The 10,252-nt window shown below is 75.8% G+C and carries 13 protein-coding genes and 3 tRNA genes; 7 read left to right on the forward strand and 9 right to left on the reverse strand.

Annotation, left to right across the window (positions count from 1 at the left end):
• Positions 1-329: 329 nt before the first annotated feature.
• From ABD353_RS35285 to ABD353_RS35295, 3 genes are all read right to left on the reverse strand, one after another.
• Positions 330-842 (reverse strand): hypothetical protein, encoded by a 513-nt coding sequence (locus ABD353_RS35285; RefSeq protein ID WP_344627798.1) that lies wholly within the window; start codon positions 840-842, stop codon positions 330-332.
• Positions 843-1,027: 185 nt separating this feature from the next.
• Positions 1,028-1,756: an oxygenase MpaB family protein gene (locus ABD353_RS35290; RefSeq protein ID WP_344627799.1), complete on the reverse strand. Its 729-nt coding sequence runs from the start codon at positions 1,754-1,756 to the stop codon at positions 1,028-1,030.
• Complete coding sequence (locus tag ABD353_RS35295) at positions 1,753-2,301, reverse strand: DUF6545 domain-containing protein (protein WP_344627818.1); 549 nt, start codon at positions 2,299-2,301, stop codon at positions 1,753-1,755. Before ABD353_RS35295 ends, ABD353_RS35290 begins: the two co-directional genes overlap by 4 nt.
• Positions 2,302-2,501: 200 nt before the next feature.
• Between ABD353_RS35295 and ABD353_RS35300 the strand changes: the two genes are divergently transcribed.
• Positions 2,502-2,858 carry a hypothetical protein gene (locus ABD353_RS35300; protein ID WP_344627800.1) on the forward strand — a complete coding sequence of 119 codons (357 nt, stop codon included), beginning with the start codon at positions 2,502-2,504 and terminating at the stop codon, positions 2,856-2,858.
• A 189-nt stretch (positions 2,859-3,047) separates the two neighbouring features.
• Here ABD353_RS35300 and ABD353_RS35305 read toward each other — a convergent pair whose 3' ends face one another.
• Positions 3,048-3,515: a hypothetical protein gene (locus ABD353_RS35305; protein ID WP_344627801.1), complete on the reverse strand. Its 468-nt coding sequence runs from the start codon at positions 3,513-3,515 to the stop codon at positions 3,048-3,050.
• A 97-nt stretch (positions 3,516-3,612) separates the two neighbouring features.
• Entirely contained in the window at positions 3,613-4,083 is a 471-nt protein-coding gene (locus tag ABD353_RS35310; RefSeq protein WP_344627802.1) for a helix-turn-helix domain-containing protein, read from the reverse strand.
• 418 nt (positions 4,084-4,501) lie between these two features.
• Between ABD353_RS35310 and ABD353_RS35315 the strand changes: the two genes are divergently transcribed.
• Positions 4,502-5,350, forward strand: coding sequence for a sulfurtransferase (locus tag ABD353_RS35315; RefSeq protein WP_344627803.1), 849 nt, complete (start codon positions 4,502-4,504; stop codon positions 5,348-5,350).
• A gap of 95 nt (positions 5,351-5,445) precedes the next feature.
• On the opposite strand, the gene ABD353_RS35320 is transcribed toward ABD353_RS35315, so the two are convergent.
• The 4 genes from ABD353_RS35320 to ABD353_RS35335 all read right to left on the reverse strand — a co-directional run bounded on the left by ABD353_RS35320 (position 5,446) and on the right by ABD353_RS35335 (position 6,206).
• Positions 5,446-5,519, reverse strand: a tRNA-Phe gene (locus ABD353_RS35320).
• Between the two features lie 27 nt (positions 5,520-5,546).
• Positions 5,547-5,620 (reverse strand) — tRNA-Asp (locus ABD353_RS35325).
• Between the two features lie 55 nt (positions 5,621-5,675).
• A tRNA-Glu gene (locus tag ABD353_RS35330) sits at positions 5,676-5,748 on the reverse strand.
• A 116-nt stretch (positions 5,749-5,864) separates the two neighbouring features.
• A complete protein-coding gene (locus ABD353_RS35335) occupies positions 5,865-6,206 on the reverse strand; it encodes a metallopeptidase family protein (protein ID WP_095873704.1) in 342 nt (113 codons plus the stop codon).
• A gap of 136 nt (positions 6,207-6,342) precedes the next feature.
• Between ABD353_RS35335 and ABD353_RS35340 the strand changes: the two genes are divergently transcribed.
• The 5 genes from ABD353_RS35340 to ABD353_RS35360 form a co-directional block, all read left to right on the forward strand.
• On the forward strand, positions 6,343-6,747 hold the full coding sequence (locus ABD353_RS35340) for a fluoride efflux transporter FluC (protein ID WP_344627819.1): 405 nt from the start codon (positions 6,343-6,345) through the stop codon (positions 6,745-6,747).
• A gap of 82 nt (positions 6,748-6,829) precedes the next feature.
• Positions 6,830-7,213, forward strand: a complete 384-nt coding sequence (locus ABD353_RS35345) for a DUF190 domain-containing protein (RefSeq protein WP_344627804.1) — start codon at positions 6,830-6,832, stop codon at positions 7,211-7,213.
• Positions 7,210-7,584 (forward strand): fluoride efflux transporter CrcB, encoded by a 375-nt coding sequence (crcB, locus tag ABD353_RS35350; RefSeq protein ID WP_344627805.1) that lies wholly within the window; start codon positions 7,210-7,212, stop codon positions 7,582-7,584. The genes ABD353_RS35345 and crcB overlap by 4 nt, the downstream gene beginning before the upstream one ends.
• A gap of 204 nt (positions 7,585-7,788) precedes the next feature.
• Positions 7,789-8,316: a hypothetical protein gene (locus tag ABD353_RS35355; RefSeq protein ID WP_344627806.1), complete on the forward strand. Its 528-nt coding sequence runs from the start codon at positions 7,789-7,791 to the stop codon at positions 8,314-8,316.
• A 206-nt stretch (positions 8,317-8,522) separates the two neighbouring features.
• A partial coding sequence (locus ABD353_RS35360; protein WP_344627807.1) for a DEAD/DEAH box helicase occupies positions 8,523-10,252 on the forward strand: 1,730 nt, incomplete at its 3' end.

Below are 10,252 nucleotides of genomic sequence, written 5' to 3' on the forward strand. Positions count from 1 at the left end.
GCCGGTCGACGGCCCGTCCGCCGCGGCGGAGGGCGCGGCGGACGCCTTGCCCGGTGCGGCGACCGCGCCGCCGCCGGTGGAGTCCTCCGGGCCGCAGGCGGCGGCGCCGAACGCGGTCGCGACGAGCAGAGCGGCAACGGCCGCGGGACGGATGCGCATGACGGACTTCCCCCTGGATGACTCGCGTGCGGCCCGCCGGTCACGCCGGCCGGCCGCCCCCCGGGCCGCGGCGGTCTGCACGCGGCCGTTCCTGCGGAGCCTACTGGCTGCCACCGACCCCGCCGCGCCCGGCCGGCGGGGTTCCTGTCACACCGTCGGCTGACGCCGGGTCACTCCGGGACGTCGGCCTGCAGGCGGTCGCGCAGCTCGCGCAGCCGGTCCGCGGGGGCACCCAGGCCGTTGATCCGCTCCCGGGCGGCCTCGCTGCGCGGGCGGTGGTGGCCAGCGAACGCCAGGTTGGCCGACTGGTGCAGCATCCACTGGTGGTACGCCACCAGCCGGATCGCCAGGTCGCGGACGCCCGCCAGGTCGCCGTCCGCCGGCAGCGCCCGCAGCCAGCCCGTCAGCCTCCCGTACCGGACGGCCTGCCTCGACAGCAGCTCCGCCAGCTCCGGCGCCACCGGTCCCGGCTCCCCGCACACGGCGAGGGCGCGGTCCGCCGCGACCTGCTCGGCCACCGCCGCGTCCAGCACCGCCAGCAGGGCGGCGGCCTGCGCCTCGCGGTCCGGCGGGCGGTCACCGGGCTCGGCGGGCGGTCGGCCGCGGCCCCGGCCGAGCCCGACCGCCCACCTGCGCAGCACGGCCGACGGACCGCGCCGGGGGGCTGCCGGGGCTGAGGACACGGGCACCTCCGGGCCGGGGACGGGCGGCGGACCGCCGGCCGCGGTGCTGCTGCCGGTCCCCTCCACCGCGCCGGAGCGCCCGGCGTGCACCTCCAGTGTGCGCCCGGCCCGGCCGCCGCGGGCGGTGGCCGTCCGGTGCCTGCCGGTCCCGCCCGGTTCTCGCGGTCGGGCGGTGCCGTCCCGGGTCAGGCCGCCCGGCGGGCCCGTCCGGCGCGCAGACGCAGGGCGGCGTCGACCGCGGTGCGGACGAGGGCGGGCGGCCGGGGTGCGCCGAGCGCGGTCCGCAGGGGCTCGTCCAACAGGGCGGCGGCCAGGACGGGGGCGAGCGGGGCCAGCGGCCCGGGCAGCCGGGAGGCGAGCAGACCGCGGGCGGAGGCCCACAGCTCCCCGGCCTGCGGGGAGGGCGCGAAGCGGCGGCGCTCGACCTCGCGCATCCAGGCCTCGGTGCCCGCGAGGCCGTCGCCGGGCGGCACGGGCAGGCCGAGCGCCCCGGCGAGCTCCAGGTGGAAGGCGTAGGCGGCGTCCCGTTCCGGGGGAGCCGGCCGCCGCGGGCCGTGCTCGTCCATGAACCTCAGCGGGCAGACGGTGAAGCAGGCCAGCACGTAGTGCATCAGCTCGGGCGTGATGCCGGGCCGGTCGTGGACCCGGCGCAGCCCCTCCACCACCCGGCGGCCCTCGGCGCTGCCCGGGCCGTGCCCGATCAGTGTGAACATCGCCGCCCCGGTCGCCTTGGCCCGGGTCTTCGGCTGCCCGGTCACCTGCCCGGTGGCGTGCAGCACGGCGGCGATCTCCGGAATCCCGAAGGTCCGGACGAAGCCCAGGGTCAGCCCGACCCGGGACTCCTCCGGCATCACCTCCAGCACCAGCCGCGCGTACGGGTCGCGGGCACCGCCGGGCGGCCGTGCGCCGCTCATGCCGGGCCCGCGGCGGCGAGCGCCTCGGCGATCAGCGGGCCGTCGAGGCCGCGGGACACCCGGACGAGGTGCGCCCGTTCCTCCGCCGGGTCCGCGTCGAGTCCGGGCAGCACGGCCTGCTCCTCGCGGGGCCGCGGCGGCCGTCCGGCGTCCAGTGCGGCGACGGCGGAGCGCAGTGCGGCGGCGACCACGAGGGCGGCCCGCTCGGGGTCGTCCAGCCCGGCCCGCTCGGCGATCCGGGCGCTGCCGGCGACCACGGCCGGGTCCACCCAGGGCCGCAGGGTGAGCTGGCCGTCCCGGATCTCCAGGCCGCGCCGGGTGGTGCGCCACTCCAGGTCGCGCAGGGCCAGGCGCTCCGTCCAGCGGGCGGGCGGCGCCTCCAGGGCGAGCCGCCGGTCGGCGCGGTAGACGAGGTCCCAGAGCGGGCGCAGCGCCCGGTAGTCGCGTCGGCGCCGGGCCCAGTTGGCGCCCGCCGGGCCGGCGAAGCCCGCGGTGATCAGCAGGGCGCCGACGGCGGCGAAGGCCGGCCCGGCGGCGGTGCTCAGCCACTCGGGGCCGCCGCTCCCGGCGGCGGCCGCCCCCCCCCCCCCCCCCCCCCCCCCCCGCGGCGGCGCCCGCCCCGATCGCGACGATCTTGCAGAGCACGTAGAGGCAGGCGGTGGCCGAGCCGAGGGCGATCAGCCGGATGCCGCCGCGCAGCCAACCGGCCGGCAGCCGGGCGGCGTGGCCGCGGCAGACCCGGGCGATGTCGATCAGCGCGAAGGCGAAGGCGCCCTGGTACAGCACCAGGAAGCAGGCGATCGCGGGCACCCTCGCGAAGGTGGTGTCGAAGGTGAGCGGCGTCTCCGGCGCGCCCGCCCGGCCGGCGGTGAACAGCACCGCCATCAGTGCGGCCAGCACGGCGAACAGCGTCAGCCGGGCCCGGATCCGCCGCCGGGTGCCGGACGAGGAGACGTCCCAGATCCGGTCGCCGTCCCGGTCCCCGGGCGGGGTCCAGATCAGCGCCAGCACCACGGCGGCCGCGGAGAAGCCGGTGATGCCCAGGTACACCAGCAGGGTGGCCAGGTTGCCGGTGTGCGCGAGCCGGTCGATCGCCCGGTAGAGGACGGGCGAGGCCATCAGGAAGGAGCTCGCCGGCGAGGCGATCGCCAGCGCCACCACCAGCAGGCCGGGCGAGGGGTCGCGCCGCCAGGCCCTGAACTTGAGGGCGGCGACCGCCCAGGCCGCCGCGCCGATCGCCAGGTAGACGGCGTTGAACGGCGCCTCGGACACCGCCGGGGCCGCGAACTGCTCAGACATGCTGGCCCTTGCGGTGCTCCAGGGCGGGCGCCAGCTGCGAGGTCGTCCCGGCGCCCGGCGCGAGCACCAGGATCCGCAGCAGCTCCGCGCCGAGCACCTCCGCCTCCTCCTCCGCCGCGTCGTCGTAGTGCGAGCGGCCGAGGACCATGCGCAGGACGTCCGGGTCGATGGTGGGCAGCTCCACCGCGGCGGTCTCCGCGTCCGGCGGGGCGGCCTCCGGCAGGTGCCCGCAGAGCAGGTGGGCGAGCTCGTGGCAGACGATGTGGGCCTGGTGCAGGCCCGAGGTCTCCTGCTCGAAGTGGACGACGTCCTCGCCGGGCAGCCGCTCGACGAAGCCGGAGGGCTCCCCCACCCGCATCCGGCGCGGTGCCAGCCGGACGGGACGGCCCGTCCGTTCGGCGACCGCCGTGCACAGCTCCTCCACCGTGCTCAGCGGAGGCAGCCCCAGCTGCCTGGCCACGGCCCGCATCCGGCGGCGGGTACGTCCCACACCTCGCACGTGCTCCCCTTCGGGAAGCCGCCAGTGGCCCAGCGGCGTCTCCTGCTGCCCGGTCACGTCACTCCGCCGGGCCACCGTCGTCGGGCAGTCCGACCGCCCTGCGCAACTGTTCCACGACCGTGAGGGCGGCGTCCTGCATCTCCGGCGGAAGGCCGGCCGCCCGCATCGCGATCCGCTCCACCCGGGCGTCGCGGAGCGCCTCGATCCGCTGCAGGTCGCGCTCGACGGCCTGCGCGGTCGCGGAGTCGCTGAAGTAGTCCAGGGGCACGCCGAAGAACTTGGCGATCTTCACCGCGTTCTCCAGGCTCGGCTTCTGGGTGCCCTTGCGCAGGTTCCCGATGTACGTCCCGCTGAGGCCGGTGCCGAGGGCGATCTCGGTGTCCCGCCAGGGGCGGCCGAGGTCCTTCGGGTAGATCACCTTGATCAGGCGCCGGAAGCGGGCCGCGAAGTCGGGGGAGCCCGTGTCGGGCCCGGCCCCCTCACCGGACGGCCCGGCGGAGCCCTCCGGTCGCGCAGATTCGGTGGACATGCGCGGATCATAGAACGATCTGACGCTACGCCAGAATCCCCCGACCGGCCCATCCTGCACGATCGTTGAGGAAGAAGTGCTGTTCCGGTGCGCGAGCCGTGCCGGAATCCGGGAGTCCCTCCGGGTGCGATCCACGATAGTTGACAGTCGGTCACGCATTGAGCAGGATCGACCGCACCGGCCCGCCGAGCGCGGCCGCCCGGCCGCATCCCCGGCCCACACGCTCCGGCGCGCCGCTGCCCCACGGGGGTGGGCAACGGCGCCCGGTCCCGCCCCCGGCAGGCCCCGCCGCCGCCGCGCGTCCGCGCCCCCGCGCAGTTCCCCCGGAACGCCCCGGTCGTTTGCACACCTGTACTACTGTGCGTCGGACGCCCGTGAACGGTGTGTGCGGGGTGGCCGAGCGGAGAAGGTGCGTGCGATGAGTCTGCTGTCCCCTCCCGGACCGCTGGTGCCGGCCGACTGGCTGGCGGAGCACCTGGGCCGGCCCGGGCTGGTCGTGCTCGACGCCAGCGTCGGGGCGTACCGGGGGATCCGGCGGCCGATCCCCGGATCGCGGACCTTCGACATCGACGGCGCGCTCTCCGACCCGGCGGACCCGCTGCCGCACACCATGCCCGGCCCCGAGCAGTTCGAGCGCGAGCTGCGCGCCCTCGGGGTGGACGACGACAGCGTCGTGGTGGCCTACGACAACGCCGGCATCTACTCCAGCGCCCGGGCCTGGTGGATGCTGCGGGCGATGGGCTTCGACCGGGCGGCCGTGCTGGACGGCGGACTGCCGGTCTGGGAGGCCGCCGGACTGCCGCTGACCGAGGCCGGCGCCGAGCAGGAGCCCGTCGAGCCCGGCACCTTCACCGCCAGGCCCCGCGCCGGGCTCCTGGTGGACCGCCGCGCGGTGGACGCCGCGCTCGCCGACCCCGCCACCACCGTGCTCGACGCCCGCAGCCGGGACCGCTACACCGGCCGGGTCGAGGAACCCCGTCCGGGGCTGCGCCGCGGCCACATCCCGGGCGCGGTGAACCTGCCCTACCTCGACCTCCAGGTGGACGGCCGGATGCGGCCCGCCGACGAACTGAAGGCCCGGTTCGCGGCCGTCGCCGACGGGCGGGAGCGGCTGGTGGTCAGCTGCGGCTCCGGGGTGACCGCCTGCGTGCTGGCCCTCGGCGCCGAGCTGGCCGGCTACCGCGACCTCGCCGTGTACGACGGCTCCTGGAGCGAGTGGGGCCGCCCCGGCGACCTCCCCGTCACCCAGGGGCCCGACCCGGAGTGACCACCCCGGCGGGGGCGCGCGCCCGCCCCCGCCGCCCGTACCCGGGAGACACGAAGGAGCCCCCGCAGCGATCTACGCTGCGGGGGCTCCGACTGTGGCCAGGGCCGGGGTCGAACCGGCGACCTTCCGCTTTTCAGGCGGACGCTCGTACCAACTGAGCTACCTGGCCGTACTGCGACGTCTCTTGCGAGACGAGCGATCCCGACGGGACTTGAACCCGCGACCTCCACCTTGACAGGGTGGCGAGCTAACCAACTGCTCCACGGGACCTGGTGCGGAAGATCCGCTCAGGCCTTGCGGCACTGCACTGTACTACGGTAACGCGTGCCCCCAACGGGATTCGAACCCGTGCTACCGCCTTGAAAGGGCGGCGTCCTGGGCCACTAGACGATGAGGGCTTGCGGCCCCCCTCTGCTGTTATCCAGCGTTCGGGGACGTCGAGAAGCATATGGGATGCCGGGCGGGAACACCAAAACGGTTTCCGGCCGTGATGTCGGGTGTCGCGCGCCGGGGGTCAGGACCAGCCCAGCTCGTGGAGCTCGTGGTCGTCGAAGCCGAAGTGGTGCGCGACCTCGTGGATCACCGTCGTCCGGACCTCGTCGGTGATCTGCTCGTACGTCTCGCAGTACCGCAGGGTCGGGCCCATGTAGATGATGATCCGGTCCGGCAGCACCCCGGCGTACCACTCGCCGCGCTCGGTCAGCGGGGTCCCCTCGTACAGGCCGAGGAGGTCGGGGGAGGCGGGATCCGGTTCGTCCTCGACGAAGATCGCGACGTTGTCCATCATCGCCGCGAGCTTCGGGGGGATCTGGTCGAGGGCATCGGCGACCAGCGTCTCGAACTCGTCCCGGGTCATCTCCACCGCCTCATTGTCGGGTGTGCGGTGACGGTGTGCCAGGTGATCCACGCGGGTGATTCACTGGAGTGTGCGCTCGGACCGGACAAGCGGGGTCGCGGCGCCGCCGCGGGAGGCCGGCGGCGGCAGGCCGCCGGTGCTGCGCGGCCAGGGGCCGACCGTCGCCGTGGTGGCGCTCGGCGGCGCGCTGGGGGCGTCCGCCCGGTACGGCGCGGCCCTCGCCTGGCCGACCGGCCCCGACGCCTTCCCGTGGACGACGCTGCTGGTCAACACCCTCGGCTGCACGGTGATCGGGGTCTTCCTGGTGCTGGTCACCGAGGTCTGGGCGCCGCACCCGCTGCTCCGGCCGTTCTTCGGGACGGGCGTGCTGGGCGGGTTCACGACCTTCTCCACGGCCACCGTCGAGGTTCAGCGCCTGATCGATCACGGGGCGCCCGCCCGCGGCCTGGCCTACCTGGCCGCCACCGTGCTGGCCGCCCTGACCTCGGTCTGGATCGCGGCCGGCCTGACCCGGCGGCTGCTCGGCCGGCGGGTCGGATGACCGCGGAGCGCGGCGGCCTGCCGCACCGCGACGACCACCGGGGCGATCACCGCGACGACGGACGTGACGGCAGGAGGACGGGATGAGCCGACTCAGGGGCACGGCCCTGCGCCTGACCGTGCTGGTCGGCGAGAGCCGGATGTACCGCTCCCGCCCGCTGTACACCGAGGTCGTGCACCGCGCGCACGCCGCCGGCCTGGCCGGGGCGAGCGTCTTCCGCGGCATCGAGGGCTTCGGTGCCTCCTCGGTGATCCACACCGCCCGGCTGCTCTCGCTCGGCGAGGACCTGCCGGTGGCGGTCGTGGTGGTGGACACCGCCGAGCGGATCCGGGCCTTCCTGCCCCGCCTGGAGGAGCTCTCCGGGCTCGGGCCGGTGCTGCTGGAGGAGTGCGAGGTCGTCCGGTTCGGTCCCGCGGAGGCGGACGGCGGCCCGGCGGAGGGCGCCGGGCGGGAGGAGGGCCGGTGACCTGGCTGCTGGTGATCGCCGGTGCGGCGGTCGGCGCTCCGCTGCGCTACCTGACCGACCGGGCCGTCCAGGCGCGGCACGACTCGGTGTTCCCCTGGGGCACCTTCACCGTGAACGTCTCCGGCTGCCTGGTGCTCGGCCTGTTGACCGGTGCGGCGGCGCGCGGCGCGGCCTCCTCCGACCTCCAACTGCTCATCGGCACCGGCCTGTGCGGGGCGTTGACGACCTACTCCACGTTCTCGTACGAGACGCTGCGGCTGGCGCAGAGCGGCGCCCGGTTCATGGCGTTCGCGAACGTCGCGGGCAGCCTGCTGGCGGGCCTCGGCGCGGCGTACGCGGGAACGGCGCTGGCGCACGCGTTCTGGGGCTGACGCCCCGTCCGACTCCCCGGTGCGGGCGCTCCGGGCACGGCCGCGCGCAGGTCCGCTCGCAGGCCCGCGCGGAGGGCCGTACGGGGGCGCGGGGAGGGCCGCCCGCCCGGACGGGGGCGCCGGCCGTGTCCGACGGGCCCCGCCGCGCGTTGGGCACCGGAGGGCGGTGGGCCCGGGTGGGCGGTGCGAGAGGTGGCTCGGGAGATGGCTGGGGTGATGGCCGCGGTGCGGCCGGGCGGGTCGAGGCGGCGGCGCGCGGTCGCCGGCGCGGCGCTGGCGGCGCTGGCGGGGCTGGGGCTGAGCGGGTGCATGGCGGTGGGAGCGGGGTCGGCCGAACTGCAGGGCAGCGACCGGAGCACCGGCCAGGGCGACCTGCCCGGGGACTCCGGGGCGCCGGGGGCGCGGGCGGCGGGCGGCAAGCACGCCGGGCACGGAACGGTGGTGCCCGCGGCGGCCGCGCGGCCGGGGGCGAAGCCGTCCGGTTCGACGACCGCGAGCGTACCGCCGCAGACCCCGCCCCCGGCCGGGCCGTCGCCCGCCCCGTCGGCGTCGCTGCCGGCCAACCGGAGCGTGGAGACGCCCGAGCCGCATCCGACCGCCGGGCCCACCGGCCCGACCCCCTCGGCCACCCCGGCGCCGGAACCGAGCGCCAGCGCGCAGCCCACGCCCTCCGACTCCGGCTCGCTGCCGAGCCTCCCCGGTTCCTCGGGTTCCGGCGGAGGTTCGGGCTGATCATCAACGGGTTGGCCAGCAGGTTTGCCTCTGATCCCCAGGTTCCTCTATGGTGGTAGATCGTTCGTTTGATCCATTTGACTGGCGCCCTGATTCCCTTGAAACGGCGCCCTTGGCGCGTTCCGGCGATCCGTGGCTGACCGCATAGAGGCGGTTGTGAAACAGAACCCCGGACTTTGGCGCGTGCCACTTCCGGAAGGTTTTGCATGTCTCTCGTTGACGACGCCCGCTTCGCCATGCCCGCGAGCGGTCTCGACGCCGCCGACACCATCGACACCCCCGACTCCGCCGAGCTGCTCGACACCGTCGAGCACGCCGAGACGGACACCGACACCGCGGACGCCGCGGACACCGAGCCCACCGTGACCTTCGGCGACCTGGGCCTGCCGGACGAGGTCGTCCGCGCCCTCGCCAAGCGGGATGTCACCACCCCGTTCCCGATCCAGGCCGCGACCATCCCGGACGCCCTGGCCGGCAAGGACGTGCTGGGCCGCGGCCGCACCGGCTCCGGCAAGACCCTGAGCTTCGGCCTGCCGCTGCTCACCCGCCTCGCCGACGGCGAGCGCACCCGCCCCAAGCACCCGCGCGGCCTGATCCTGGTGCCGACCCGCGAGCTGGCCATGCAGGTCGCCGACGCCCTGGAGCCCTTCGGCTCGGTGCTCGGCCTGCGCCTCAAGGTGGTCTGCGGCGGCACCTCGATGTCCAACCAGATCTACGCCCTGGAGCGCGGCGTCGACGTCCTCGTCGCCACCCCGGGCCGCCTGCGCGACCTGATCAACCGCGGCTCCGCCAAGATGGACGACGTGCAGGTCGCCGTCCTCGACGAGGCCGACCAGATGGCCGACATGGGCTTCCTGCCCGAGGTCACCGAGATCCTCGACCTGGTGCCGGCCGGCGGCCAGCGCCTGCTGTTCTCCGCCACGCTGGAGAACGAGATCGACACCCTGGTCAAGCGCTACCTGAACAACCCGGTCACCCACGAGGTCGACCCGTCCGCCGGCGCGGTCACCACCATGACCCACCACATCCTCGTGGTGAAGCCCAAGGACAAGGCGCCGATCACCAACGCGATCGCCGCCCGCAAGGGCCGCACCATCATCTTCGTCCGCACCCAGATGGGTGCCGACCGCGTCGCCGAGCAGCTGGTCGAGGCCGGCGTGAAGGCCGACGCGCTGCACGGCGGCATGACCCAGGGCGCCCGGACCCGCGTTCTCGGCGACTTCAAGGACGGCTACGTCAACGTGGTCGTCGCCACCGACGTCGCCGCCCGCGGCATCCACGTCGACGGCATCGACCTGGTGCTCAACGTCGACCCGGCCGGCGACCACAAGGACTACCTGCACCGCTCGGGCCGCACCGCCCGCGCCGGCCGCTCCGGCACCGTCGTCACCCTGGTGCTGCCGCACCAGCGCCGCACCGTCTTCCGCCTGATGGAGGACGCCGGCGTCGAGGCCTCGCGCCACATCCTCGACCACGCCTTCGACGCCGAGGTCGCCAAGATCACCGGCGCCCGCTCGCTCGTCGAGGTGCAGGCCGAGTCCGCGGCCGGCATCGCCGGTGCCGCCGAGCGCGAGGTCGCCGAGATGACCCGCCAGCTGGAGCGCGCGCAGCGCCGGGCGACCGAGCTGCGCGAGGAGGCCGACCGCCTCGCCTCCCGTGCGGCGCGCGAGCGTGCCGCGCTGGGCATCGAGGACGAGCCCGCCGCCGAGACCGCCGAGACCGCCGAGGGTGCGGCCGCCGCCGAGGCGCCCGCCGTCGAGGCCGCTGCCGCCCCGGTCGAGGCCGAGCGTGCGTCGTCGTACCGCGAGGCCCGCAGCGAGCGCCCGGCGTTCACCCGGGACCGCGACCGCGAGCGCCCCTCCTTCGGCCGCGACCGCGACCGGGACCGTGACGACCGCGGTGGCCGTTCCTTCAACCGTGACGACCGCGGTGGCCG

The organism is Kitasatospora arboriphila (genome assembly GCF_039528095.1).
GTDB classification, from domain to species: Bacteria; Actinomycetota; Actinomycetes; order Streptomycetales; family Streptomycetaceae; genus Kitasatospora; species Kitasatospora arboriphila.

Bases quoted from the DNA above. Each gene is read 5' to 3' on its own strand.
- ABD353_RS35290 (WP_344627799.1), bottom strand. From the start codon at position 1,756: ATGAGCGGCGCACGGCCGCCCGGCGGTGCCCGCGACCCGTACGCGCGG.
- ABD353_RS35300 (WP_344627800.1), top strand. From the start codon at position 2,502: ATGTCGATCAGCGCGAAGGCGAAGGCGCCCTGGTACAGCACCAGGAAG.
- ABD353_RS35310 (WP_344627802.1), bottom strand. From the start codon at position 4,083: ATGTCCACCGAATCTGCGCGACCGGAGGGCTCCGCCGGGCCGTCCGGT.
- ABD353_RS35315 (WP_344627803.1), top strand. From the start codon at position 4,502: ATGAGTCTGCTGTCCCCTCCCGGACCGCTGGTGCCGGCCGACTGGCTG.
- ABD353_RS35335 (WP_095873704.1), bottom strand. From the start codon at position 6,206: ATGACCCGGGACGAGTTCGAGACGCTGGTCGCCGATGCCCTCGACCAG.
- ABD353_RS35345 (WP_344627804.1), top strand. From the start codon at position 6,830: ATGAGCCGACTCAGGGGCACGGCCCTGCGCCTGACCGTGCTGGTCGGC.
- ABD353_RS35355 (WP_344627806.1), top strand. From the start codon at position 7,789: ATGGCTGGGGTGATGGCCGCGGTGCGGCCGGGCGGGTCGAGGCGGCGG.